Genomic DNA, 26238 nt, shown 5'->3' with positions numbered 1-26238 from the left:
CACAGTGCACGGCACACCAAATAGCAGCCTTGACTTATATAAGCAGCGGCCGTTACGGTCACCGTCGTGCACGCGTTCGACGTCCTCGGCGATCCCGTGCGCAGGCGCATTCTGGAATTGCTGGCCGATGGCGAGCGGACCTCCGGCGCGGTCACGGAGGTCATCCGGACCGAGTTCGGCATCTCCCAGTCTGCTGTCTCCCAACATCTACGCGTGCTGCGTGACAACGGCTTCGCGTCGGTACAGGCGGAGGGCGCTCGCCGCATCTACGCGATCGAGCCCGCTCCGCTGAGCGAGATCGACGCGTGGCTGGACCAGTTCCGCCGCATTTGGACACAACGCCTCGACGCCCTGGAAACCGAGCTGGCCCGAGGCAAGCGGGCCCGCAGGCTCCCAGCCGACGGACCGGGCCCGGCAGGCGCGGGCAAGCCCAACCCACCAACGAACGGAACCTGACATATGAAAGACGTAGTGGAGGAGCTGGCCGCCGTCCGCCGGACGATGGGCACGGGCAGCGTGCCGGCAGGCGAGGCTTACACCGTCGAGCTCCGGCGTCGGTACGACGCACCCATCGGCGACGTCTGGGATGCCATAACCAGCCCCGAACGACTGCAACGCTGGTTGAAGCCGGTCACCGGGGACCTGCGGCTCGGCGGAGATTTCGAGTTGGACGGTGGGGAGCACGGCGAGGTTCTTCGGTGCGAGCCGCCCCGGCTGCTGAAGGTGTCCTGGCTCTACGGACCGGAGGCCGACGACTGGCCCGGCACGAGTGAGGTGGAAGTGCGGCTGGCCGAAGGCCCGGACGGCGACACCGAGTTCGAGCTGATCCACGCAGCGGTCATCGGGGAGCCGTCGTTCCCGATCTACGGCCCCGGCGCAGGCGGCGTCGGCTGGGACCTGGCTCTGCTCTCCCTGGCCCGGCTGCTGGCCGATGGCTCGACCCTCGACCACGACAACTTCGAGAAGTCGCCCGAGGGGCGCGAGTTCAGCAGGGGCAGCGCCGCAGCCTGGGGTCAGGCTCACCTGGCCTGGGGTGGCGAACCGGAGCAGGTCGCGGCCGCAGTCGAGGCCACCACCAAGTTCTACGTACCCGACCAGGCCTGACTGCCATTCCTGCCGTCGTGGGCTGATCGGCGTCCTTGGCTCGTACCGAGGCCGCGAATGCCGATCGCCAGGCGAAGAGTCGTTCGCACGATGTGGGAACTCATCAGTTGCTACCTCGGCTGCCCGCCTAAGCATGGCCGCCGACCACCCGACAGTGAACCGCGAGTTTTCCGCGGACACAGAACGTCGAGGTTTCTCGGTCGAGAAGCAGGACGAGCAGTGCACCAGCATGTCGCCTACACCTAGCCGAAAGAACGATGCCTGCAATGAAGTACACCGTCTCGATTGAGATCGCCCTGCCGAGGGAGCAGACGGCCCAGCTGCTCGCCGACCCTGCGCACCTGCCGAAATGGCTGCGAGGCCTAGTACTGCACGAGCCACTGAGTGGAGTGCACGGCGCGGTCGGAACCCAGTCGCGAGTCGTGTTTCAGTCGGGGAAGCAGCAGATGGAAGCCACCGAGACGGTCACTCGCCGGGAACCGGTAGAGCTGAGCGGGATCCCGAAAGAGACCGTCGTCCACTTCGACCGCGAGATCGTCGGCCTGGGCATGTGGAACGCGGTGCGTGACCGGCTGACCGAGGTCGGTCCGGAGACGACGCTTTGGGTAAGCAAGAACGAATACCGGTTCAGTGGCTTGCTGATGCGGCTGGTGGGACTGCTGATGCCCGGTACCTTCCGCAAGCAGTCGCAACAGCACATGCAGGATTTCAAGGCGTTCGCCGAGCAGGGGAAAGACGTCCGCAACGAAGGCTGAGCTGCGATAACACCGCAGAGAATCCCGCTGCTTCAATGGGGCACCAAGGATTACCCGGTAGTGGCACGGGGTGATCTTGTTCGGCAAGCCGTGATGTGGAAGACAGCAACCCCCGGATCGTTTTCAGAGGTGTTGAGAACTCGAAGGGATGCGATAGCCACGGCCACGGCTATGGCTACGGGCGCACGCCATGCGCGGTAAGTGCATCCACCCGATCCTCGACCGCAGCGGTGCCGAACACGCTCTGCCGCAATAAGAAGCTGCTCGCTCCGTGAGGACGCCGCAGTGCCGGGCGCCACGCAGGCCGAGGCAACGCATACAACAACGAAACTCCCCCTGGACACCACGACGACGACTCACGTGGTGTAGTCGGCTCACCCCGGTTCAGCCGGAGTCGTTCGGCCGTTCCGTGTCGAGCATCTTCTCCAACAGCTTCGTGAACGCCTCCTCCGTGACTATCGGGATGCCGTAGTTCCGTGCACGACGCGCCTTCCCGGACAAAGAATCGGGATCGGCCGCTACCACCAACCTGGTCTTACGCGTGACATGACTGCCTTCGACCAGGCCTGCGGATACCGCCCGCAGGCTCCACCGCTCGCGAGGCGAACGGGTCTGTCCGGTGAAGACGACTCGATCGCCGGTGCATAACCGGAACCGACCCCAGGTCTGTGGACCTGGTTTCGATGGTGCTGCGTGCTCGGCGTCCGCCGTCGGCCCGGATGTCGACTCGGCCGTCGGCTGGCTCCGGTGTCCCGCCCTCCGCCGGGAAACCCGTCGGGCCCGGATGGTGGCGGGCGCCGGTCCGGATGCGGCCGTCTCGATCACTGCGGCTGCGGCCGAGCCCTCCCCCGATGCGCCAGGAGTCTCGCTGTGCTTTCCCAAGACAGCGATCGACTTCGACCGTGGCTCGGCACGCCGTTCGTCGGACGGAGAAGCCTCGGTGCCACTGCCCCAAGCAGCCGAGAGCGCGCCCGAACCGAGGCCATGGCTAGTGCCGGCTGCGGCTCCCGCGGCCGTCCCAAGCCCGGTCGCGACGTACCGCTCATCCGCTCCCACGACCGACTCGCACACCGTCGCCGCCGCGTCCCGGGCCACCGTCTCGAATTCGACCCCGGCACACCGCGCAGACTCACCCTGCGTCTTCGCGACACCCGCTGTACCCGACTCCGCGAGATCTCCCGCCTCGGCCACTGCTCCCGGCTCGACCAGTGCCCCCGACGCAACGAGCGCACCTGTTCCGGCGCTGGACAGCTCCCGAACGGCATGGCACCGAGCCCGGTCGACATCGACTACGGATAAGCCGATCAAGGCCGCGATCGTCACCAGGTCCGCAACGACGGCAGCGGGCAACACACCTTCCTGGGCCGCAGCACACGCCACCACCGAGAGGTACCGGCGATGGGCACCGAGCACCTCGGTGCGACCGAGGCCCGCCGACAAGGCGTTGTCGATCAGACCGTCCTCCTCACTGAGCGAGAGATGCCGGTCGAGCAATGCGGCATCGAGCAAGGTCAGATAGGCGTCGAGCGCGCCGGGATCGACCGACCGCGCACCGTGTTCCGGCAGCCGGGTGAGGAAATGCTCACGCGGCCCGACCACCGCACCCCGGTGGGCGGTACGGCCGGTCGGCATCGGCAGCTCCGGCCAGCGCCACTGCGACGCCGAGGCCAACAGGTCCTGCCAGGGCACGGGGCTCCCCACAACCTGGAGGTAGCTGGCCAACAACCCGGCCGTTGCGTAGGCATCGTGCTGCGCCGAATGTGCCTCGATGAGCGGCACACCCACCGCCGCGCAACACGCCGCCAACGAGCGAGCCGGAATGTCGAGGTACCGCTCGGCCAACTGCATGGTGCAGAGACCAGGCATCACCGCGAGCGGGACGTCGAGACCGAGCCGCCCATACTCGAAGGCGAGGAAGTCCACGTCGAAGGACAGGTTGTGTCCCACGAGGACCCGTCCCGCGAGTAATTCCGCCAGATCACCCGCGATATCGGCGAACAGCGGCGCGCTACGGACGTTGGCTGCGCTGATCCCGTGGACGTGCTGCGGCCCCAGATCCCGTTCCGGGTTGATCAGCGTGCACCACTCCCCCTCCACCGCACCGTCTACATCGAGCAATACGACGCCGATCTCGACCACCCGGTGCCATCCCGGGGTGAAGCCGGTCGTCTCGGTGTCCAGTACCGCGTATCCCGTCGTCATCCCAATTCCCCCGCCTCGATCAGTCGCGCCGCCCACTCCGCTGTTGTTTCGTCCCTATCCGTGATCATCCTCGTAAGGTGCGACGGATGGATCGATCGGCAGTGTGGTTAGCGCGTTCACCGCCGGCCTTGGCCGGGCGGTCCCGATAGATCGGGACAGCCATCCATGGTGACGCCGGGGTACGACATGATCGGGCTACCGCCGGCGGCCGCCGAGAAATGTCGTACCGATTGGCTATGGTGGCGGGATCGACCTTTACCTACGGGCGAATGGGCCGAGTCGACGCCATTCCCAAAACATTCTCCTCTCGCTTTTCGGATCTTGCCCACAGTGGACGAGTGCGATGCTCACTCGAAGGATCATCCCAATGGGTCCGACCAAGTCAACGCCGCACAGACCGCACTGCTACTCGAGGGCGGCGGAACTCGGCTTCACGATCGGACATCGGGCGGACGGAGCACCTCGACGTCCGACAGCGCGCGGTAATCGGCGGGACGACACCCACCACACCGACGGCGACCGTGATGTCGGACGCCCTCTCACTGCGTTGTCTAAGCCAGGACCGGGCCAAAGATCCGGTCTCCGGTGCCGATGCAGCCGACGTACGGGCGTGCATCGCCATCGCCGCATTACGACGGGCCGTGGACCTGATATCGGTCTCGGAAGCGCCCGCCGTGGAGGTACCGACGAACGCTTCCGATCTCCACCGGCCACCAGGAATCGGAAGCGACACACCACAGTGCGCTTCGACCGATGAGCGATATCGCCCAACACAGCGGAAGCGCCGTGCTGCGAATCGGGCGAGTGGACACGATCCTCGACATTCCGACCGAGATCCGAACCGAAGCGGGCCTCCGAACCACTGGCGACCCGCAGTCGCCTACTCGCCAGCCGACGCACGAGCAGTGGCAACGAGATCGCCAGACTGAGCGCGAAGCCGCTCAACAGGACACAGTCAATCATTCTCGAACGCATGTTCGAATAATGCACGGAGTCGACCGATCAAGGCAAGGACTCCCAGGTCGATGCACTCCAAGGTGTGAACTGGGGGCCTGCGGCCCGATTGCGCCCCCGAACCACGACGAAGGCGCGGCCATTCACTCGTCGAACCCGGCAGATCAGCCCGGAAGCAACACCATCAATACAAAGTGGATCAGCAAGGCGACGGGCAATGCCGCGACGAGCGCGATACCTCGATTGCGCCAGGATCGACCGAGTAGCAGCGGAATGCCCACGCCGATCACCAAAGCGAGCCATCCGGGTCCCTGGAACGGATAGTCCTGCGGACCGGACAGCAGGATTCGACCGGCCTCCTCCAGATAGACCCCGCCCAGCAATGCGATTCCCGCGATCTCGAATCCCGGTCGTCGCACCCGCCACCAGTAACCGGCCAGCCCGAACACCGGGCCCGCCACCAAGGCGACCAGCAACCAGATGATCATCCATCGCCCGCCGCTGGTCCCCAGCACGATCGTGGCGGTTCCGTAGTACCCGAGCACCATGCCGACCATGGCCAGGATTCCCGCAATCGCCGACGACCAAGGTCCGGCAGCCACCAGGAAGGCCACCAGTAGGAACGTGGCCACCGACCAGCTCGCACCCGAGTTCGCCAACGCCTGACTCAGCAACGCGGGTAGCGAACCCTGCCCGAAGAAAGTGCCCACGCCGACCGCGAGCCCGCCCGCGAACACCGACACGATTCGCCCGGTCGAAGCGAGTACGGACGCGCCGGAATCGTGCCGTGATTGCAGATCCATGACCAGGTCTCGCCCTCTCCTCACCATCCTCGCGCCCCGACCGGCATCCGAAGAGACATCGATCTATACACGCGGTGTATACCCTCAGGCTACATCCACCGTTCGGCCCGCTCGATCCCCGGGCGCACCATGGACCGACTGCCGCGCGAGGACCCGGCGGCGAACCGCGCACGCCACCATCGACATCAGGGGATTCGCTGACTCCCCCAAGATCCACTCGCATCACCCGAACGGCCGTGCTCTTTACCGAGTGCGTTCGCAAGAATCCACACCGTGAACCACAAAGGACGTGGAGTGGGATCGACCATGGCCGTACGGGCGCGGCTGCGCGAAGTGGGTCGACCCAAGTCGTACGTACAGGGCGAAACTCTGATCCACGAGGGCAGCGTGAGTACCGAGGTCCTGCTGATCGAATCGGGCACGGTCAAGGTGATGCTCAACGATCCGACCGGAGCCGCATTGATGATCGGCTTCTACGGTGCCGGGGCGCTGATCGGTGAACTGGGTGTCATCCAGGACGAGCCGCGTAGTGCGACGGTGATCGCGCGGGACCGTGTCCAGGCCGTCAGTATCGGCCGCGAGGCCTTTCGTCGGCTGCACCAGCTTGATCCGGCCGTGGTGCAGTGGGTGAACCAAACGCTCTACGAACGCCTGCGGCAGGCGGATCGCAGGCAGCTTGCCGTCGCCACGAAGACGGTACGGGCCCGGGTGGTCCATCAGCTGCTCGACTGGGCGGAGGAACCCGGCACGACCACCTCGAAGGGCACCGAGATCCGGGGGATCAGCCAGCAGGAACTCGCGCAATACATCTCCGCATCACCGAAATCGGTGGAAGAGGTCCTCAACGTCTTGCGCGAGGCGGGGCTGGTCTCGACCGCCCGATTGTGGTTCCTGATCCCCGATCGCATCGCGCTCGCCCGGTACTTGGAAAAGACCTCCGGCGTGTGAAGAACATCGGTCCGTATCCCGGTTTTCCGGGAGACGGCAACACGATCCTGCCCAAGACTTCCCGGCGATCCGGTGTGAACAACCGGCGTTTCGATGGAGGTACCTGGTGAGCACGATGCCGGAACAGCGGGCATTGTTGGGCGTCGATCTGATCGATTCCTCGGAATACCCCGGTGAACAACGACGCGACCTGCCTGGGATTCTGGCGGCCCTGTTGACAGCGGGGATGGCCGGAACCGCGCTGGTCGACGTCATGAGCACCGAGGATCAGCACACCGGCGACGGCAGGTTGTTGGCCTTCCCGGCCACTCATCTACCCGCTGTGGTTCTGCTGGCCACCCGATTGGATGAACTCGCCGCGCAACGCAATGCGCGGTTCCGCCCCTCGGTCCGACTCCGGCTGGCCGTCGAGCTCGGCGCATTGCCCGACACCCTCGGCTACTACGGACCGGCCATCGACCGGGCACGGCTGCTCAATGCCGATCTGTTCAAAGCCATCCTGGCGCGGTGCTCGGGCTTGCGCTCCGATGGTTCGCCGCACAGCGGTTTGATCCTCTCGGACCGGGTACATCGCGCAGTGTTCGGTGATGGCTGGTTGACCGGATTGAACAGCCACGACTTCGCCGCCGTGCACCTCGAGGAGAAGGCCAGCCCGGGTCGGGCGTGGATTCGGGTGCCCGGTTTCGATGCGTTCAGCATCACCGAGTTCGCCCGCCAGGCCGCGGCACCCAGCGCCGACCGCAACGACGAGGCACCCGGTCCGACGAACGCGCCGTCGGCTCCGGAACCGCCCAGCCCGCGACCGCCCACCACCGTGTCCGGCGGTCGCAACTTCACTAATCAGGCGGCGGTGCACGGGCATCAAATCTCGGGCGATCACAACCAGTTCACCAGCACCACGTTCAACGCGACCGCGTCGGGAAACACCGCAGGCCGTGACACCACGGTCGCCAAGTTCGCCGTTCGGGGGGATAACAACGGCGTGCAGGCCGACAACATCCACGGCGACATCAATTTCGGCGGCCGATGATGACCGAGGATCGGCCCCAGCAGGCCGAGGAACTCGATCAGAAGGAGAAGGTCTTCTTCCCGGAACGCTATTCGAGGTTCCAGGTGGAGGGCGATTCGCACGGGGTCCAGGCCGACACGATCCACGGCAACCAGACGTGGAACTACACCGAGCTTTTCGTCGAGGCCAAGCCCTGGGATCGGGTGTTGAGCCGGGATGAGATGGCCGACGGCACACCGTTCATCGAACCCGGCGGATACGAGGACGCCCGGAGGTTGCTGAGCAGAACCGGCGTCATGGCGCTGCGCGGGGAGGGCAGCGGCCGTGAGTTCGCCGCCAAACGACTGCTCGCGGAGTACCGGCCCAGGGTGGTGGTCGAACTCGACCCGCACCGGACCCTCACCGTCGAACCGCGATTCGAGCAGGGACACGCCTACCTGTGGGAGCTGTGCGCGGTCAACGGCCACAGCGCCTTGTCCGAGCCGGGCTTCCGCAGGTTGGCCAGTGCGGTACGGGCGAAGGGCGGCCTGCTCATCCTGATTCCGGATGACGCCTTCTACCTTCCCTCCGAATTGGACTCCACCCAGGTGCGGTTGTCGCCTCCTGCTGCGATGGATGTCTTCTCGGCGATCGTCGGCCACCGGGATGCCTGCCGGGCCGAGGAGATCATCAGCCTGGCCAAGGAGAACGAGGAGGATCTGCTGCGGCCCGGCACGTCCCCAGGACGTGCGGTACAGGTCGCCGACGCCCTGATGGCGGCGGGCGCGGACCCGATTCGGATTCGCGAGACGCTCGATTCCTTCCGAGGTCACCGCAATGCCACCGTCGAACGCTGGTTCTCCGTCGAACGCACGCCGATGGAGATCTCGATGGCGATCGCCGTGGCGTTCTTCGAGAACCGAGCGATGGATCCGGTGTACGACCTGGCGCGGTCGCTGCTGGAGGCGATCAACAAGGCTCAGCAGTCCATCGACGGGGTACCCCCTGCGACGATACCGATCTTCGAGACCTCCCGGTCGGGTCTGTTGCGACGCATCGAAGCCCGGGGCGACATCATCGAGCACCCGCGCCACCCGGGTCTGCAGGACGAGACGGTGCGATTCCTGTCCTCGGAACGAGGCGCGGCGATCCTGACCTACGTCTGGCGACACTACGACCGGGTGCGGCCGGTCCTGCTCGATTGGATGTCGGCACCGAACTTCCCGACCGAGTTCCGCTTGGCCTGTGTCAACGCCCTCTGCCTGGTCACCAAGGATGTCCCGGCGCATCGGCCGTTGGATCGCATTCGGAGTCTGGCGTCTCACCAACGCCTGTCGAGTCGTGAGTTGGCTGCGCAGGCACTTCGACGGCTGGCCAGGAACCCGCAGTTGACGGAGATGGTCGAGACCCTCGTCGACGACTGGGTCCACAACGACACCAAGGTGATGGTGCGGACTACCGCCGCGCTGATGCTGAGTACCTCCTATGGCAAGGAGAATCTGCCCAAGTCGCTGCAGCGGTTGGCGAGATTGGCGCAGGCTCCCAACCCTCAGCTGCGGAACAACGTCGTGCGCAGCCTCTTGGTACTGCTCGCCGACGAGAAGAGCCGGTCGGCGGTGCTCACGGCGTTGAGCCGATGGACCGATCCCGCCGTGAACCGTGCAGGCCAACAGCAGGTCGCGTTCGCCACGTTCCTGTGGGCGCTGGGTTTCAATCCGCAGGACGACCGGATCCTGCTGACCGGGCCACCGCCGGACGTCGATGCCTCACGGACTGCGCAGCAGACCGAGTCGTTGACGGCGACCCTGCTGACCAGGTTGGTGCACGACCCATCGGTGTTCGGCGATGAGGCGATCAGCCAGATCAGCACGTTGGCTGGTGGCCACGAGATACACGAGGCTCGGTTGTGCAGGATGATGCGGCTCGTGCTGCCGGATTCACGCTGGTGGCCTCGGACGAAGTTCCGCTGGGCCTATGTGACGCGCTTTCCGCAGCGGGGGCTTCAGATGGCTCGGATACTCCAGGCCTATGGGCGGGCGGATCGGCGCGGCTGAACCGTCGACCTGAATTGCTCGACCGATGTGCAGTGGCGACCGTCCAGCCGCACATCCCGATGCGGGCCTCGGTCTGCCCGTCCCCGATGGAACGTCGTGCGGGCAGACCCGGGCTCGGCCGCACAACCGGCCTTGATTCCTTGTTGATCACCAGATCGGGCGACTTGACTTTCCTGGTTCAGTGGACGAATTACCAGAGATGGAACATTGTGAAATCGACATCGGCATCGGGGCTCGTCTCGGTGCCGAAGAACGGCGATGACCGCGGTCATGGTGCCGTCACAGGAGTGGTCGGCAACCGCCGACGGCACGGTAGACCCACCGGTCGGCGGATCGGTCTCCGCCGAGGACGTCCGGCCCGAGGTACTGGGCGGTTCTCATCGCGCAGCAGCGGATTCGACAGCTCGCCTGCTGGACAAGGACGGCTCTGGTGCGAACGCGGTCACCTTCGATGAGATTCGCGAGACGATTGCCCGCCGGTTAATGAACTGTCGCGCCGATGAGACTCCGTCGAGTTGGCGCACGTTGCTGGAGATCGCGACGAGACTGGCGGCCACCGCAGCGTCCACGGCCACTGGCTGCGACGAATCGACGCCCTGTCTGCTGTGGTCAGTGGGCATCGCCGTCACCGCAGGTCAGTCCGATATCCGCCGTTCCGGCGAGCAGGTGGAACGCGGCGCGACCGGTGCCCCGACCGACCTGGCAACCATCGCCCGACAGCCGCTTCTCGACGCTGCATCCGATATCGACCAGGACGCGCTCTCCCGCGCCGTGTCCATCCCGGCTCATCAGTTTCCGGGCACCACGCTCCCGATTTCTCCGCGTCTCGGCACCTCGCTGTCCGCCGGTATGGAGCTAGCCGTTTCGGTGGGCGACGCAGGTCGGCCGTCAGCGCCCGGAGCGGGCTGTCATTCCAGCGAACCGCCGCTGTACGAACACTTCCTTCGTCCGCAGCTCGGCGACCACCAGGACGCCACGCTCCGGTGGGGCAACGCCGACGAACCGGCCGACCCGACCATCCTGGGCCCGGCGGTACTGGCGCTACGAGCCGCCGTCGATGCATCCGTGCGGCGCGTGTCGAACGCACTGGAGACCTTCCAGCGGTGCTCGATGGAGGCCAGGATCGCACTCGAGTCGGTCGATCGACGACATGAACGGCCGAATGTCGAGTCGTTGCCGTTGCCACCCTGGCCGGATGTCGACACCGATATCGACCGCTGGTGGTACCAGGCCGGGCTGTCCCCCGATGCCCGTGCGCTGCCTCGGATCGACGACGACCTGATCGATCGGGCTCGTCGGCTCGCGAGCCGCGTCCTCGCAGCCATCGACGGCTGGGAGCACGCCGAAGCGGAAGCCGCCAGCGTTGGCCGACCCGATGGTGTCGATAAGGCGGACGCTGCGAATCGGGCCGTGTCCCCGCTCGGGTCCACCACGCCGCGCTGGCTGACCCGGCTCAATGGCGACTGCGACCCGGCGCTCCTGCGATCGACCGAGGCTGTCGAGCTGCGGTCGGCGTTGGCCGACTTCGATCTATTGGTGGCTCTCGAGTTGATGACGCTCATTCGACTCACCACCGGCATCGACGGCCAAGGCCCGCTAGCCGCCGACGTGATCGCGAGATACCTGCTCAGCCCCTCCCGGTTGGGCGGCGATCCGGGATTGCGCGCCACCGCCCGGGAACTAGCCACCTTCGTGCTCTGCCCTGCCTTCGAGGCAATGGTGCGAAACGCCGAGGAACGGTTGGACCGCGATCGGCGGTGGCGTGATGAGCGACGGATCGCCTTGAGCCCGCTCGCGGCCGCAGCCAGGAACCACGGCCCGGATGCCCGGCTGGTGCGCGCCTGGTCCGAGGTCTCGATGCGGGTCGACACGGTCGAGGCCGAACTCGCGGCGACCATTCGGGCGCGGCAGCGAGCCGGTCGATCCGGGTTAAACGTGGGCGCGGCAGGCGAGCAGCAGTCGGGCAGGCCGAGATTGCTCAGCACGTGCAGACCACCCCGCCGAGAGGCAATGGCAGGCGCCCATCAGGGTCCCCCGTCGCGCTGATTCGTCCCACCGCTGCGGCCTGTCGCCGGAATGTCGGGCGAGCCCGCGAGCGGAGCGGAAGGTGGTGTCGATCTTCGGTATCGGCACCACCGAGGACACGAAGCGGAGGACCGCGCGGTCGGAGCGGTCTCCCAGCTCGATGCGGCAACGCATTGAATTCATTCAACACTGACACGATTGCGGCATTTGACAACCTGGGCACCGGAGGCGGCCACCGAACCCGGCGATGCCGACGGGAATGCCCTCGGCCGCCGGTCCGCACCGTCGGCCGAGGGCACTCACCTCGTTGATCAGCCGAGGATCTCCGGCCTACGCCACGGCTTGCCGTGCACATGATGATCGAGGAAGGCGAAGACCGTCTCGTACCAGAGCTTGGTGTGCTGCGGGGCGAGGATCCAGTGGTTCTCATCGGGGAAGTAGAGGAACTTGTGCGGGGTCACGCCGTTGTCGTCGGCGGATCGGACCAGCAGGTCCCGCCACAGGCGGATGCCCTCGTGGATCGGGACCCGGTAGTCCTTGTCGCCGTGGATGACCAACATCGGCGTGGTGATCTGGTCGACGGCGTGATGCGGGGAGTTGCGATCGCCGTCCTCCCAGGTCATCTCACGGGTGAATTCGTGTGCGACATCGCCGGACTCGTTGGCGTCGGCCAACATCCAGTCGGAGGCGTGGGTGACGATCGCGGCGAAGCGGTCGGTATGGCCCGCGACCCAGTTGGCCATGTAGCCGCCGAAGGAGGCGCCCATCGCCGCGGTGCGGTCCGCATCGATGTCGGATCGGTCCGCCGCGACATCGGCCAGTGTCATCAGGTCGGTGAAGGGCTCGTTGCCCCAGTCGGCCCAGCCGCGTTGGATGAAATCTCGCCCATAACCGGTGGATAGCGCGGGATCCGGCAGCACGACGGCGTAGCCCTTGGCCACCGCCAGCCATGGATTCCACCGCCAAGACCAGGCATTCATCGACATCACCGGACCGCCGTGAATCCACAGCAGCAGCGGCGCGGGAGCGCCCGGACCAGCGCCGCCGGGCAAAGCGAGCCAGGCACGCAGCGCGGTGCCGTCCGATGCCGTCGCGGTGATCTCGGTGAGCCGACCGGGGGGCGGAGCGATCCTGCCCAAAGCCTCGGCGGGGCCGGGCAGCGGTTCGGGGATGGCGCCCTCAATCATGGCGAGTCGGATCGGGGCCGGTGGAGCGCCGATGGCCGACCGCAACGCGTAGAGCCATGCCCCGTCGGGCGACAGCGCGATATCGCTGTAAGCGGCATCGTCCTCGGTGAGCCGGGTGGGCTTGCCCGTGGCGATGTCCACCCGCCATAGCGGCGCCCGGCCGTTGTCATCGGCGGCGAGGATCAACGCGGTGCCGTCGGGCGTCCAGCGAGGTGCGTTGGGCCTACGGTCCCATTCCGACGTCAGGTCGCGTTGTGGCCCACCCGCCACCGGGAAGACCGCCAGCCAGGTGTCCCCCGCATCCTTCGGTGTCGATCGTCGACGGACAACGGCCGCGACCTGGGTGCCGTCCGGGGAGATCCTCGGTGATTCGTACTCGTGACCGGGGTCATCGGCCAGAATCCGACGAGCGCCGGTGGCCACGTCGATCGCAACGAGCGTGAACCGTTGAGCGGCGGTCACCTCGGGCACGATCCACGTACTGACCACGGTCTTACCGTCGGGGGCGAGATCCCAGTCGGACCCATCGCCGAGCGCCCGACCGACGTGTCCGGTGAGATCGCGTGGTGTCAGCTGCGCATCGGAGGGTCCCGTTCCGATCTCGGCCACGAACAGCCGGGTGCGGTCTGGACCGATGTCGTGATCCCAGTGCCGGATCGGGTATTCCTCGTGCAGGATCGCCGAGACCTTCGTGTCCTTTCGCCGGGTACGCAGCGCCGCGTCCTCGGCGAGGTCGACCGCCGAGGGCAACAATCCCGAGCCGAACAGAACGGTGCCCGTGGGAGCGACGAGGACGCCGTGCACGCCACCGGGCGGATCTGCGATCACCTGCGCATCGCCGGAGGCGGGTTGGACCCACAACGCGGCCGCGTCGGCATCCTCGGTCGCGCCCGGTGCGGGTCGGTTGGAGGCGAACAGCAGGTCGCCGTCGGGGGTGAACCCGGCGGCGGATTCGCCCTTCTCGCTACGGGTCAGCCTGCGGGCGGGCTCGACACCGTTCGGATCCACTTCCCATAGCGTGCTGATGTGCCGAGTCTTGGTGGCATCGAGCATCGCCACTCCGACGACGAGCCTGGTCCCACCGGGTGATAACCGAAGATCGGCGAGCCGGGGAAGCTCCGCATAAGCATCGAGATCGGCGTAGGGGCAGACGGGATGACCGGTGGTGTCGGAGTCGTTGATCACACATCTTGTTACCACCGGTATCCGGGAGGGATCCAGAGCTCAAGCGGTGAACGGCGCCTTCGGTCTGCGGATGGTGCGCGTTCACTCTGTGTTGGTCTGCACGACGGTTCGGTCGGGCCGGGTTTTCAACCAAGCCTGCCCGCCGGGTACGCACTGATTGCGCCAGACTCGATCCGACAAGTTGCGGACGCAATCAGTATTGCTATTGCACGCGGATCGAAATGGCCATCAATGCACCCATCGCTGATCCGGACTCGCCCAAGAGAGCCCGGCTCACGACACCATCCCGGTCGCAGCGGCTGATTCCGGCGCCGAAAATCGCGCGCTCGCCGCAGTTTTCGAGAGCGTCGGACTTAGCAGGGCGATCCGTGTAACGCGCCGCACCGGCAGCCGATGATAGGGAGAAGAAAAGGGGCGATCGTGTATCACCATCAGGTAACGCGATACCGCAAGAATACTGCCCATGGCTTCCACATCTTCATGTCCATCATCACCCTCGGCGCCTGGTTCTCAGTGGTCTACGCACCGTTGCCGATCATCCGATCGGTGGTGAAACGCAAGGAGGTCACCACCACGTACCAGTACCCCGCCCCGTACGGACAGCCTGGCCACACTGGACCGTATGGGCCGCCGGGACCGCCTGGGCCACCGCCGAACTACCCGTATCCGCGCTGACGAACCCAACGGGGATCACGCGCTCGACGGGATCGCCGAGAGATCGCCCCGACAAGCAACTCGGGAAATGCGACCCACACCCCCACCAAGCGACTCGGTATGAAATTTTCTGACCGGCACGATCGAGTCACATGCCTGCCCGGAATGTGATTGCTTGAACAAGCAAAACTAACTCGGCTTGCCTTCGGCCTCGACGCTCGCGCATTCTTATCCGTTCACAGTCCTTGATCCGGAAGAATTCGGGATCACGGTGTCTTCCCAGGGGGTACTTCTTGTCTCTCTCCATCGACTCCTCTCGGCTCAGCGGTGCTCGGCGCTCCAGCACCTATCTGGCCAGCCGATCCGCGCAGGGCGGCCGAGTCGTGTACAGCCTGCGGATTCCGCTGACCAGCCTCGATCAGGTGTTACCGGTACCCAGCGTCGAGGAGCCGGACCCGGACAACCGCAAGGTCACTCCGAAGCACGCGAGGGGATTCGGGGATTACGTCCTACAGAATCAGTCGTGGGTCGCGCCCACCCTGTTGGTGAGGGACAACGGCGGCTGCGTCTTCGAAGCGGTGCCCGGCAGCGAGACCGATGCGGTCGGTTACCTCTCGGTTCCGTGGGCGATCGGTTCGGTCTCGCCGCTGCTGATCATCGATGGTCAGCACCGTGTGCTCGGTATCCACCTGGCGCTCAAGGACATCGGCGACCAGCTCACCAAACTCGACCGTGAACTTGCCAAGGCGGTTCGCGCGGAGAAGATCCCGGTACTCAAGGCGGCCAGGACCACGCTGACCGACCAGCTGGCCAGGCTGGAGCGTGAATCCATCGGGTTGGACATCTATGTCGAGCCGAACAACATCCAGGCGCGGCAGATGTTCGTCGACGTGGCCGACAATGCGAAGGGCATCTCCAGCGCCCTGCGATCGCGGTTCGACAGCTCCAAGGTCGCGAACCGCATTCTCGACCGGGTCGTCAGCCATGCGTTGCTGAAGGACCGCGTCGACCTGGAACAGGACCGCATGACTGCGCGGAACCCCAATCTGCTGGGGGCCAAGCATGTCGCCGACCTCACCAGGGGCGTCGCCGTCGGAGTGGCGGGGCGGATGGGCCGCAAGCGCGAGGCCGAGATCGCCGACGAGGTGCTCGTGGAGAAGATCCACGGCTTCCTCGACTGCATCTGTTCGGCGTTCCCGGAGTTGGACGCGGTTGCCGAGCGCACGCTGCCCCCGTTGGAACTGCGTCGGAACTCGCTGCTGGGTTCGGTGGGGATGCTCCGTGTCTTGGCCGGGACGTATCACCAGCTGACCGAGTCGGGGGTCCCCGCCGAGGAGATCGCGGTGTTCTTCTCACGGCTCAGCCCGCACATGAATGCGCCGATCTCCGGAGAGAGCTTCTGGCTTCGTCATGAGACGAAGAGCGACTTCTCACTCGGCCAATCGTCGCCGTCGATGTTGACTCAGAACCTGCAACATCTGGTCGGGGTGCTCACCAAGTGGTACCACTCGCCGCCCGCCTACCTGTAGACCCACCTGGCTACGCCACTGCCGTCGGCCCGTCGGCCGACGGCAGTGGCGAGCATGCACGCCCGGAGCCGAACCACACGATGAATGTCCTGTCTCGACTCGCCCGCCGACTCAAGCACCACAGGCGGGATCGCAGGCGGCGGCGCCACCCCGAGGCGGGTCCGGGCTTACGCGCGCCGAGGAAGCGGCCCTGGCGGGCGTATCCGTTCATCCGGCTGGTCGACCTGATGATGCTGCTGACCACGGTCGGTCTGTTGGCGATCCCGGCGCGCAACGGTCAGGACGTCTTCTTCATCGTGAGCCTGTTCGTCGTGTGCTTCCCGCTCTCGACGGTGTGGTCGCGATGCGTCGCCGCACCGTTCTTCGGGGCGACGGCACCGCAGTTCCACGCGTTGAGGAAGCTCGCCGCGAAGTACACCCTTGGTGTGCTGCCGAACCTGGTCGGGATCGTCGCGACGCAGCTGTTCGTGCCGGACTCCTTTCGCGGTGCGCAGGCGATCTTCGTAGCGTTCATCGTGTTGGTCCTCGGAAAGCTGGGCGATGCCTACGAGGTCGCGCACGCCTTTGCCGAAGCGGTCGGGAAGCGACGCTGGATCAGGGAACGGCAGGTCCACAGGCCGCTGCGGTTGGTCGGGCGGCGGCCGCGGTTCGGCAATGGAGCCATGCGGATGCGGATGGCGGTGGCGCGGGAGGCCGCTGCCGCCCCGGAAGAACCCGGGTATCCGCCGCCACCGCAGGAAACCGACGATCGGCCAACGCCCGAGGAAACGAAAGGATCGAGGACCACACGTCGATATCCGCAGGGCAAGCGCGCCGTCCGGCCTCGTCGCCGGCGGAACCACTAATCCTCCGACCCCCTCCCATTGCTTATGAATCCACTACCTCACATGCGGTACCGTTTTCATAAGCCAATCCGGGAGGTCTTGTGTCAGACGAGTTGTACCGGCGGACCGAGAAGAAGCTGGCCGAGTTCGACCTGACACCGCAGGATTTCGAGGATGCGATCTGGGCAGGCATCAACGCTCGGCGGGCCGTCCCGCCGAGCGCCGTTGAAACGTCGAAGGGTTATGCGGACTGGACCCACCGACACGGCACCCTGCGCGAGACCCTCTTGGGCCGAGGGTGGTCTCTTCTCGACCACCACGGTGCGCCGTTCTCCCGCCATCCGAAGGTGCCGATGGCGCTCGGTGTCCTCCAAGGCGACGCCGGAACGGGCGACCGGAACGCGCCTCTGACGAGTCGCTATGACAGTGGCACGCGGACCGCAGAGTTGACGCTGGAGAACGACAACCCCGGACCCTCCCAATTCGCGCTGTTCGACCCCGCCACTGGTGATTCGTCCACACCGACGGCGCCGATCCCGGGGCTGAAGGTGTGGTTTCTCGTGACGTGGTGGAACGACATCGAACACCAGGTCAGGGCCGAGTTCTCGCAGCCCAAGCCCATCGACGGTGCTAGGAAGATCACCGACTGGGCGGAGCGCTTCCCACTGCCGCCTTTGGACTTCCGGCCGAACGCCGGTCCTTCGATTCGGCCGGGTGATCCAGCTGATCCGGACGAGCTCGACTTCGAAATCCCCCTGCGGTGACCGCTCCCACGTCTGCGGCAGGGCAACTGTTGTCACCGGCCGTGTTTGGTGAGAATGACCGGGTCATGGTGACCGCATCCCGGATTTCGCTCGCCCGCCGCAGGCGTGGGCTCACCGCTGCCGAGCTGGCACGCAAGGTCGGCGTCAGCGCGCAGAGCGTCAGCAACTACGAACGCGACCGGCAACGGCCGACGGTCGCGACGGTGCACGGGCTGGCCGATGCGCTGGGCTTCCCGGCGGAGTTCTTCTTCCGACCCGAGGTCGCGGAGTTGCCGGGTGCGGCGGTGTCGTTCCGGGCGCCGAGCAAGCTCCCCGGACGGTTGCGGGGTGCGGCGTTGGGCGCGGGGCAATTGGCTACCGAGATCTCGGGCTGGTTGGACATCCGGTTCGCGCTGCCCATCACGGGATTGCCGAGCCTGCATCGGCCGGATCCGGAGACGGCGGCGGAGATGGTCCGTGCCGAGTGGGGTCTGGGGCACGCGCCCGCACCGAACATGGTGCATCTGTTGGAGTCGCGGGGCGTGCGGGTGTTCTCGGTTCCAGGTGAGTGCGCCGAGGTCGACGCCTTCTCGTTCTGGCAGGGCGAGCGGCCGTTCGTCTTCCTGTCGACGGCGAAGTCGCCCGAACGCTGCCGCTTCGACGCCGCCCACGAATTGGGGCACCTGGTGTTGCATGCGGGCGCGCCCGCGTTGGACGGGCCGAGCGCGGAATCGGAGGCGAACGCCTTCGCGGCGGCCTTCCTGTTGCCACGCGCGGACGTGCTGGCTCGGGTTTCTCGCGGACCGTTGGTGGATCAGGTCGTCGAGTATCGGTCCCGCTGGCGGGTATCGGCATTGGCGTTGACCTACCGCCTGCACGACCTGGAACTGTTGTCGGATTGGCAGTACCGCACGGTGTGCGGGGAGCTGAGCAGACGCGGATTCCGCCGGGACGAGCCCGGGGGCGTGCCCCGTGAGGGCTCGCAATTGTTGGCCAAGGCGTTTCGGGCGTTGCGGGAGCACGGGAGCGGTCCGCAGGAGATCGCCGCCGCGCTGGCCATCGACATGGAAGAGCTGAACAGCCTGGTCTTCGGGTTGGTGGTGACGGCGGTGTCCACCGAGGGCACCTCGCGAATGAACGGCGCGGCGCCGGACTGGCACCCCGGCGGGACGGGCCTGCGGCTGGTGCCGTGATGGCGAAACACGCTCTTCACCGAAGCATCGGCCCGCTCTGTCCATCGCGGAGACAGGCGGGCCGATTGCTTACCCGCTAGCGCAGCCGGTCGGCCTTCACCGAGGCCACGAAGGCGGCAAAGGCGGATCTGTCGACCTGCAACATCCCACCCGACCTGTTCTTGGTGTCCCGGATGCCAATCGACTGACTGGAACACCCGATCTCCACACAGGAAATACTAGTCGAACTCCAACTTGACTTACGCCACCGGAGCTTTTCCATTACTTTCTCCTTTTTCATAAGCGGCAATCAAATCCCTGGAGGAATCCGAGTCAAGCGCGATCTTCAGCGTCGAGGAGCGGGCAGACAGCAGCGGTTTCGTGTATTTAGCTTGGTGCAACCATGTTCCCTGTCCCATGTGTTCCACGTGCACTACAGGCGGGCCGTCGTCAAATTCCAATACGACGTAGCCGCCAGCCAAGCTGGGGTAGAACCCGGTAGAGCGCGGAACTATGCGGATGTCGATGTGATCGAAGTCCAACCATTCAAGGAGTCTGGCATACTGGTTTTTCATGATGCTCGAATCTCCCGCGAACCGCATGAGGGCCAGCTCGTCGATGATCGCCAGATAATTCGACGGCTCCTCGCCCCGCAAAACCTTCTGCCTGTTCATGCGGAACATAACCCGTGCGTCTATCTCGCTTGGCGAGAGTCGATCCGCCGACATGACCGCTTGAGCGTACTCGAACGTTTGCAACAGACCAGGAATCACCAACGGGTTGACTTCACAGATGGCCGTGGCTGCGGCCTCATATTTGACCAGCGCACCAAGCTGACGTGGCACATGACGACTCCCGACGGGCGTCCACGTCTCTCGATCGACATCCCGGGCGAGTTCCAAGATGTGTTCACGTTCGGCCAACGGGGTCGAGTAGATGCCCAGCAGCACCGCGCACTCGTCCGGCGTAGGCACTCGCCTACCCGTTTCGATCCTGGCGATGACGGCCTGAGTAAACCCGAACCGTTGCGCAGCTTCCCGCTGATTGAGGCCGCTCTTGATGCGCGCTTCTGCCAGATCCGAACCCAAAGCCAGTGCTCGTGGCGATTTGTTGAGTCCGCTCATGGCCAACAAGCTACTGCCTCCTTTCCCTAAAAGATCCACACCATCGAGCGATTGCCCGCCGAATACCAACTCAAGCATAGTGAGTTTGTACTCAGGAGGTGTGATGCCGATCGACGGCTTCGTTGGTACTGCCTTGGGCGGGCTGGCGCTCATGGTGTTCGGTGCGGTGCTGATCTGGATCTCATTCGGCAGCCCGGCGCCCGAACGACCCAGCTGCGCCGCATCGGACAGCAGATCCGCCGCTCCGAAGCCCCGGAGCGCACCACGCAACACCGAGCGCAGAACCACCTCGACCCCGCGTGTCCCGCGTCCGGCCTCACGCCCCGCCGAGTCCCGCCGGGCTGCGGCGCGGGTCGCCGCGCAGCGCCTCGACGACGCGTTACTGACCATCGCGTCGCTGGATACCGCCCCGCTGGAGGCGTCCGACGAGCTTGATCCGTCCGACCCCTCGCCCCACGACAGGCACGCCTTCGACGCCGCGCGGTTCGACCCGTCGGCGGGCGATGCCCTGCTGCTGCGGGAATCCCACGGCGTCGAGCCTGCCGACGACGACTTCTACTGCGTTGCCGCGATCGTCGCGCGCTGCACCGAGAAACCACCGCCCCGCTCGAATCTCGGGCAACGGACCGATCCCGCCCAACCGCCATCGACGCGGCCACCGCGCCCCACCGGCTATGTCACCGCCTTCACCGGCAGCCTCAGTCTTCCGATCAGGAGCGCCGCATGATCTACCCCGATCCCAGTCTGTTCATCCTGGTTCCCGCCGAACAATCCGGCCCGCACCGGGTTCCACAATCGATCGCGATCACCGTCGACCGGTCGGCGCATCGCGTCTTGCTCGATCTGGGATTCCGTTCCAGCGGACTTGCCGCGCTCAATCCGACCGCCACCCGCTCGTTGATCGACAATCTCGACCTCCGCCACGCAGGCGAAACCCGACTGCCCGCGCTCGGCCGCGGGCTCGTCCCCCGTGTGTTGTCGCTGACCATCCACCCCGGACTGGGGGTCGATCTCGCGGTGTTGGGCGACGGCGCGCCCCGCAGCAGCTGGCGCATCGAGCTCGACCAACTGCCGACACTGGTGCTCGCGTTGATCGACGCCATCGACCTCGTCGATCCCTATCCGCTGCCCAAGCCGGTCGAGCCACCGCCGCCGCATCCGACTGCTGCCACCCGCATCGAGTTCCGCCGTCGGGAGCCGATCAACCGGACCCGCGGCCTACACATCGTGCGAGCCGGCCGGTGATTCCAGGCTGGCACGGCGATCCCCAGCTCTTCTGGGAACCCGTCGTCCGGACGCGCTCCGCGCTCTCCGATCGGCACGCCGCCGCCCCACCACGACCGGCCGCAGGCACCGAGATCACCGCGTTCTGCGGTGCGATTCTCACCGTCAACACCGACGCCGCCCGCTGCGACCAGACTCGCCCGCAGGTCACCTGCCCCACCTGCGCCGACCACGCCTGGGCGCTGCGCGGCAATCCCGCTCGGGAGCCACAGAACGAGCGGTCGCGTACCGAGCGAACCCCGCCGATTCGGAAACGCTGACCCGTTGCCACCCACCGAGCCGGAGCGCGATCGAGCCACCTCCGACTCGGCGGGCAACCATTACCTCAGGACGAGACCTCCCGGGCGCGCAGCCGAAGCCCGCTGCTCTCCGGCATCAACTCGGTGCCCGTGTTGATATGCCAGACGGAATCCGCGCCGGTCAGGTTCGCCTCGTCGAGCGGGAAATAGCCCTGTTCGACGGTGGTGTCGGTGCGGGACCGCGTCGAGGTCAGCTCGGCGGCAGCGGTCAGACCCCAGGTGGCGAACCGGCGTTGCAGCTCGCCCTCATGGGTTTCCGGCGCGGGCTCGCCCAGGTCGATTGCCGCGCTGCGACCCACGCTGCCCGCCACGAAGGTGTACTGCTCGCCCAACAACGAGCTTGCGATCGCGCCCGCGCCGGACCAGTGCACCTCCATCGGGCCCATCCGCATGTAACTGGCCGCCTTCTGAAGATGGAGATTGTGGGCGAATACCAGCGTCGGGCCTCGGCGCTGTTCGATCTCCCGGATGTCGAGAAGGTTCTGCGCCATCGAGGCGTCTCGGGTGCCGCTCAGGCCGGACCATCGGGTCGACGGGTCACCGGTTCGCGCCGCCTGCCGGTGATACCGCAGCAATCCGAGGCCTGCGGTCAGATAGTTCTTGGCGCGGAACCACTCGGGACGCGAGGTGGTCGCGATGAGCTGCGGGGCCCGCCCCAGGAGCGCGACGAGCATGTCGTCGGCGATGGTGCGCAGCTTCTCCGCTTCGGTGGTCGCACCAGGCGAGGACGCCGCATCCAACACGGCTTCCTGCCTGCTCCAGAGTTCGTCGGCGCCGGTCAGGCTCGCGATGTCGAGATCCAGGTCCAAGTAATCCCGCACATATTCGAGGTAACGCCGGGGGCTGGGCACGCTCATCGTCTCCATCGGCGCGTCGAAGCCGTGGAAGGCGAGCCGCTCGGCCTCGGGGCGGTCCTTGTTGTAGTCGCGCAGCCACGCGACCAACTGTCGGTTGGCGTCGATGTGGCCGAAGTTGTGCGAGAAGCCCTCGGCCATCGCCGCATCCAGCGTGCCGGTGCCATGCAGCACGAAATCGTTCACCGCCAGCGCGGCCACTCGATCACTCTCGATGGCGATCGATCGGAAGCCGAACTCGACCAAGCGGGCGAAGATCTCATTGCGGACCAGCGGAAACGCCGGCTCCAGGTGGGTGGGCTCGCCCAGCGCCAGCAGGCCGGTCTCGGGGGTCACGAAGTCTCGAATGTCCTGACTCATGAGATTCAATAATATCGTTGAAGTACTCTGTGGAGACTTTCTCCGATTCGAGAGAGGTCGTCCGACGGTAAGTCTCAAATCACCGTAGGCAGCTGGCCGCAGTCAGGCGCCGGGACGAACGATGCCGTGCTCATAAGCCCAGATCACCGCTTGAACCCGGTCGCGAGCGCCGATCTTGGCCAACACGTTGCCGACATGCGTCTTCACCGTCGACGGGCTGACGACCAGGGATGCGGCGATCTCCGCGTTCGACAAGCCCTCGGCGACCAACAGCAGGGTCTGGCGTTCGCGGGCGGTCAACGCGACCGAAGTCGAACTCGTCGGCGGCGCGGGCGACGAACTCGCGAACTCGGCGATCAACCTGCGCGTCACGCGGGGCGACACCAGACCATCGCCTGCGGCCACCGCGCGGACCGCGAGCACCAGGTCGTCGGGCTCGGTGTCCTTCAACAGAAAGCCCGCCGCCCCCGCCCGCAACGCGGAGAAGACATATTCATCGAGATCGAAGGTCGTGATGATCAGTACCGGGATGTCCGGGTTCGACGCGGCCAGCGTCCGGGTAGCCGCGATCCCGTCGACACCGGGCATCCGGACATCCATCAACACCAGATTCGGGCGCAACCGTTGAGCCGCCGCCACCGCTTGGGCCCCGTCGGCGGCCTCACCGACCACCGTCATATCCGGCTCGACCTCCAGGATCGTGCGAAATCCCGCGCGCACCACGGCCTGGTCGTCGGCCACCACGACAGCGATGGTCATCGACGATCCCGATCCGACAGCGGAAACCGCGCCTCGACGCACCAACCGCCCGTCGATATCGGCCCGGCGGACAGCATGCCGCCCGCGTGGTGGACCCGCTCCCGCATACCCACGAGTCCATGCCCGGAGCCCACCTCGGAAACCACCCCCGATGCCTGCACGGCCGCCGTGTTCGTCACCGACACGACCAAGGCCGCAGATTCATAGCGCACGGTCAAGGTGACCGGAGCGCCCGGCGCATGCCGTCGCGCATTGGTCAGACCTTCCTGGAGCAAGCGATAAGCGGCCAGATCGATCACTGCGGGCAAGGTTCTCGGTGAACCACACACCACCGACTCGACGGACATCCCGAGCCGCCGGGAACCCGCCACCAACTCCTCAAGCCGCGCGATCGACGGCTGCGGAGCGAATACCTCGTCATCCGGATGCTCGCCGCCCGCCCGCATGATCCCCACCAACCCGCGCATCGCCGTCAAGGTCTCGCGGCCCTGCGCGCGGATGGCGCGTAACGCCGCCTTGGCGGCCGCAGGATCGCCGTCGATCAATCGGTCCGTGGCGCCCGCCTGCACGATGATGGCCGACAGGTCGTGCGCGGCGACGTCGTGCAGCTCGCGGGCAATCCGCCGCCGTTCCTCGGCAACGGCCTCCGACGCCCGCAACTCACGCTCGATATCGGCCCGCGACAACCGCGCAGACAACTCCGCGATGTAGGAGCGGCGGGCCTGGATATAGAGGCCGAGCAGCCCGGGCATCCCGTAGGAGACCATCGAGGCCAACAGAATCTGGACCGGGGTGCTGCCGTCGTTGCCCAGGAAGGTCAACAACGGCGTCAGCGACACGCCGAGGCTCACCGCCACGGCGCCACCCACCGCATGCACCGCGCCGAAACCGGTCAGGGCGAGGATCACGCCGCGACGCGGGAGGAGCGTCCCCACCGTGTAGGCGCAGACCACCACGCCCACCCCGGTGCCGGTGAAGGCCGTCGGCAGCGCCGAACTCGCTATCACCACCGCCGTCGCCAGGCCCAACGCCGTCCGAGGTATACGCCGCCGGAGGGCGATCGTCGCGAGATCCAGCACGCTCGGCACATTCGCCAGCAGGAACACCGACCACGAACCGGGGAACTCCCCGCTGCCGTTGGCCATCCCGAAGCCGATGCGCGACAACAACACCACGCCGATCAGCAGGAAAGCGGCCGAGGCATCGCGGGCAGTCGGCGTTCGGCCGCCAAATCGCCTCGGCAGGCGCAGCGCGCCGATCATGGTGCCGCCGAGGCGCCAGGCTCGCCTAGCGGCATCGAACCCTCCATGACTCATCGGCGCCGAAACCGGCGAGCCCCGCAAACCGGCTGTTCACCGATGCCCTCCCCCGGCCGCGTCTCGGATCGGCAGCCACCGCCAATACGTGCTGCACCGCCACACCCACTCCAGCGGACCATAGCGGAAAGCCCGCAACCACAACGGGCTCCACACGGCCTGAACAGCAAGAATGCCTGCTCCCAGCAGCGCAGCCGTGCCCCAGTCCGCCGAACCACGCAGCCCGAGCAGCTCGCCGAGCACCACGAACAACACCGTCGCCGTCAGGTAGTTCGTCAAGGCCAATCGACCCAGGGGCGCCAACACACCGGAGAGCAGCGAACCCAGCGGTGTGTGCAACAGCAGCAGGAACAGCGCGGCGTATCCCAGCGACATGGCCAATGAGAACACCAGGCCCAACCGTTGCGCCACCACTGCGGGCACCACCGAGGTGACCAACCAATAAGACAGGCAGGCAACCAAGGCGGACACCACCACCGCGCTGGCCAGTACCCCGGCGCGGCTGGGCAGGCGTTCCGCCGTGCCCGATGCCGCCATCGCGAAGCCCATGGCGAACAACCCCGGCAGCAGCGCGAGCCCGCCGACACCCGCCGCCAACCCCGCCACCGTGAGGACCAGACCGAGGACGAGCGTCACGCGAGTCGACGCGAAGCTCAACGGCAGCAGGACCAGCAAGCCAGTGATCGCGAAGGGCAGCAGCACCTCGCCCGGTTGGAGTTGGTGATGCAACGCGCCGACAGCACCCAAGGCCACCAATCGTCGCAGCAACAGGATTCGAGGTCGATCAGTGCGCCGAGCTGCGGAGCGGAGGAACAACCCGAAGCCGACGCCGAACAGCAGATAGAAGATCGGATAGAACCGCCCGAGGACGAAGATCCGCAGGCCGTCCGGAGCAGCGGCCAGATCCGGCAGCATGTCGAGGGTCTGCGGAATGTTGATGAAGATGATGCCGCAGAGCGCGAATCCTCGAAGGGCGTCCAGGGCGGCGATGCGGCGGGCGGACGGGGTTGGGCCGGGCGGGTTCGATCGGTCCTGATCCGACTCGATTCGGCCCTGCCCTGGTGACGTCGACATGGACGATCATCCTGCCGGGGCACGGTGAGCTGCGCATCGGC

Annotated in this window: 23 protein-coding genes; 14 read left to right on the top strand and 9 right to left on the bottom strand. The window is 66.2% G+C overall.

Annotated features, from left to right (window positions below):
• Positions 1-66: 66 nt before the first annotated feature.
• The 3 genes from BKA25_RS06435 (at position 67) to BKA25_RS06425 (ending at position 1859) form a co-directional block, all read left to right on the top strand.
• Positions 67-456, top strand: coding sequence for an ArsR/SmtB family transcription factor (locus tag BKA25_RS06435; protein WP_069851328.1), 390 nt, complete (start codon positions 67-69; stop codon positions 454-456).
• A gap of 3 nt (positions 457-459) precedes the next feature.
• A complete protein-coding gene (locus BKA25_RS06430) occupies positions 460-1104 on the top strand; it encodes an SRPBCC domain-containing protein (RefSeq protein WP_069851330.1) in 645 nt (214 codons plus the stop codon).
• A 266-nt stretch (positions 1105-1370) separates the two neighbouring features.
• Entirely contained in the window at positions 1371-1859 is a 489-nt protein-coding gene (locus BKA25_RS06425) for an SRPBCC family protein (protein WP_069851332.1), read from the top strand.
• Positions 1860-2243: 384 nt separating this feature from the next.
• Here the strand turns inward: BKA25_RS06425 and BKA25_RS06420 are convergent, their stop codons facing one another.
• Positions 2244-4061 carry an exonuclease domain-containing protein gene (locus BKA25_RS06420; RefSeq protein ID WP_069851334.1) on the bottom strand — a complete coding sequence of 606 codons (1818 nt, stop codon included), beginning with the start codon at positions 4059-4061 and terminating at the stop codon, positions 2244-2246.
• A gap of 1118 nt (positions 4062-5179) precedes the next feature.
• Positions 5180-5845: a DUF6518 family protein gene (locus tag BKA25_RS06415; RefSeq protein WP_069851335.1), complete on the bottom strand. Its 666-nt coding sequence runs from the start codon at positions 5843-5845 to the stop codon at positions 5180-5182.
• Between the two features lie 267 nt (positions 5846-6112).
• Here BKA25_RS06415 and BKA25_RS06410 point away from each other — a divergent pair, with 267 nt between their 5' ends.
• From BKA25_RS06410 to BKA25_RS06395, 4 genes are all read left to right on the top strand, one after another.
• On the top strand, positions 6113-6766 hold the full coding sequence (locus tag BKA25_RS06410; protein ID WP_157421210.1) for a Crp/Fnr family transcriptional regulator: 654 nt from the start codon (positions 6113-6115) through the stop codon (positions 6764-6766).
• A 106-nt stretch (positions 6767-6872) separates the two neighbouring features.
• Positions 6873-7796, top strand: coding sequence for a hypothetical protein (locus BKA25_RS06405; RefSeq protein WP_069851339.1), 924 nt, complete (start codon positions 6873-6875; stop codon positions 7794-7796).
• Positions 7796-9808 carry a hypothetical protein gene (locus tag BKA25_RS06400; RefSeq protein WP_069851341.1) on the top strand — a complete coding sequence of 671 codons (2013 nt, stop codon included), beginning with the start codon at positions 7796-7798 and terminating at the stop codon, positions 9806-9808. The genes BKA25_RS06405 and BKA25_RS06400 overlap by 1 nt, the downstream gene beginning before the upstream one ends.
• 258 nt (positions 9809-10066) lie before the next feature.
• Positions 10067-11854, top strand: a complete 1788-nt coding sequence (locus BKA25_RS06395) for a hypothetical protein (RefSeq protein WP_069851343.1) — start codon at positions 10067-10069, stop codon at positions 11852-11854.
• Between the two features lie 290 nt (positions 11855-12144).
• On the opposite strand, the gene BKA25_RS28310 is transcribed toward BKA25_RS06395, so the two are convergent.
• A complete protein-coding gene (locus BKA25_RS28310; protein WP_069851345.1) occupies positions 12145-14205 on the bottom strand; it encodes a prolyl oligopeptidase family serine peptidase in 2061 nt (686 codons plus the stop codon).
• Positions 14206-15152: 947 nt separating this feature from the next.
• Between BKA25_RS28310 and BKA25_RS06385 the strand changes: the two genes are divergently transcribed.
• The 4 genes from BKA25_RS06385 to BKA25_RS28305 all read left to right on the top strand — a co-directional run bounded on the left by BKA25_RS06385 (position 15153) and on the right by BKA25_RS28305 (position 19148).
• Positions 15153-16388, top strand: coding sequence for a DNA sulfur modification protein DndB (locus BKA25_RS06385; protein WP_069851347.1), 1236 nt, complete (start codon positions 15153-15155; stop codon positions 16386-16388).
• Between the two features lie 80 nt (positions 16389-16468).
• On the top strand, positions 16469-17233 hold the full coding sequence (locus BKA25_RS06380; RefSeq protein WP_157421211.1) for a hypothetical protein: 765 nt from the start codon (positions 16469-16471) through the stop codon (positions 17231-17233).
• Between the two features lie 80 nt (positions 17234-17313).
• Positions 17314-17976 carry a hypothetical protein gene (locus BKA25_RS06375; RefSeq protein ID WP_069851351.1) on the top strand — a complete coding sequence of 221 codons (663 nt, stop codon included), beginning with the start codon at positions 17314-17316 and terminating at the stop codon, positions 17974-17976.
• A gap of 65 nt (positions 17977-18041) precedes the next feature.
• Positions 18042-19148: a helix-turn-helix domain-containing protein gene (locus BKA25_RS28305; protein WP_069851353.1), complete on the top strand. Its 1107-nt coding sequence runs from the start codon at positions 18042-18044 to the stop codon at positions 19146-19148.
• 76 nt (positions 19149-19224) lie between these two features.
• On the opposite strand, the gene BKA25_RS06365 is transcribed toward BKA25_RS28305, so the two are convergent.
• On the bottom strand, positions 19225-19410 hold the full coding sequence (locus BKA25_RS06365; protein ID WP_084643309.1) for a DUF397 domain-containing protein: 186 nt from the start codon (positions 19408-19410) through the stop codon (positions 19225-19227).
• On the bottom strand, positions 19388-20329 hold the full coding sequence (locus tag BKA25_RS06360) for a helix-turn-helix domain-containing protein (protein WP_069851356.1): 942 nt from the start codon (positions 20327-20329) through the stop codon (positions 19388-19390). Before BKA25_RS06360 ends, BKA25_RS06365 begins: the two co-directional genes overlap by 23 nt.
• A gap of 25 nt (positions 20330-20354) precedes the next feature.
• On the opposite strand from BKA25_RS06360, the gene BKA25_RS06355 reads away from it, so the two are divergent.
• The 3 genes from BKA25_RS06355 to BKA25_RS06345 are packed head-to-tail and all read left to right on the top strand — an operon-like array spanning position 20355 to position 21795.
• On the top strand, positions 20355-20978 hold the full coding sequence (locus BKA25_RS06355) for a hypothetical protein (protein WP_172803851.1): 624 nt from the start codon (positions 20355-20357) through the stop codon (positions 20976-20978).
• Positions 20975-21496 (top strand): hypothetical protein, encoded by a 522-nt coding sequence (locus tag BKA25_RS06350; protein WP_069851360.1) that lies wholly within the window; start codon positions 20975-20977, stop codon positions 21494-21496. Before BKA25_RS06355 ends, BKA25_RS06350 begins: the two co-directional genes overlap by 4 nt.
• Positions 21493-21795: a hypothetical protein gene (locus tag BKA25_RS06345; protein WP_069851362.1), complete on the top strand. Its 303-nt coding sequence runs from the start codon at positions 21493-21495 to the stop codon at positions 21793-21795. The genes BKA25_RS06350 and BKA25_RS06345 overlap by 4 nt, the downstream gene beginning before the upstream one ends.
• A 65-nt stretch (positions 21796-21860) precedes the next feature.
• Here BKA25_RS06345 and BKA25_RS06340 read toward each other — a convergent pair whose 3' ends face one another.
• From BKA25_RS06340 to BKA25_RS06325, 4 genes are all read right to left on the bottom strand, one after another.
• Positions 21861-23048 carry an erythromycin esterase family protein gene (locus tag BKA25_RS06340; RefSeq protein WP_069851364.1) on the bottom strand — a complete coding sequence of 396 codons (1188 nt, stop codon included), beginning with the start codon at positions 23046-23048 and terminating at the stop codon, positions 21861-21863.
• 102 nt (positions 23049-23150) lie between these two features.
• Entirely contained in the window at positions 23151-23807 is a 657-nt protein-coding gene (locus BKA25_RS06335) for a response regulator (RefSeq protein ID WP_069851366.1), read from the bottom strand.
• Positions 23804-25123: a sensor histidine kinase gene (locus BKA25_RS06330; protein WP_084643312.1), complete on the bottom strand. Its 1320-nt coding sequence runs from the start codon at positions 25121-25123 to the stop codon at positions 23804-23806. Before BKA25_RS06330 ends, BKA25_RS06335 begins: the two co-directional genes overlap by 4 nt.
• A 36-nt stretch (positions 25124-25159) precedes the next feature.
• The gene (locus BKA25_RS06325; protein ID WP_221312325.1) at positions 25160-26197 is read right to left on the bottom strand and encodes a DUF418 domain-containing protein; all 1038 of its coding nucleotides are present in this window, start codon (positions 26195-26197) and stop codon (positions 25160-25162) included.
• Between the last annotated feature and the right edge of the window lie 41 nt (positions 26198-26238).

Source organism: Actinoalloteichus hymeniacidonis, from assembly GCF_014203365.1.
Lineage (GTDB): Bacteria > Actinomycetota > Actinomycetes > Mycobacteriales > Pseudonocardiaceae > Actinoalloteichus_A > Actinoalloteichus_A hymeniacidonis.
Note: the sequence above shows the minus strand (reverse complement) of the source record. Positions and strands in the feature narration are given on the sequence as shown.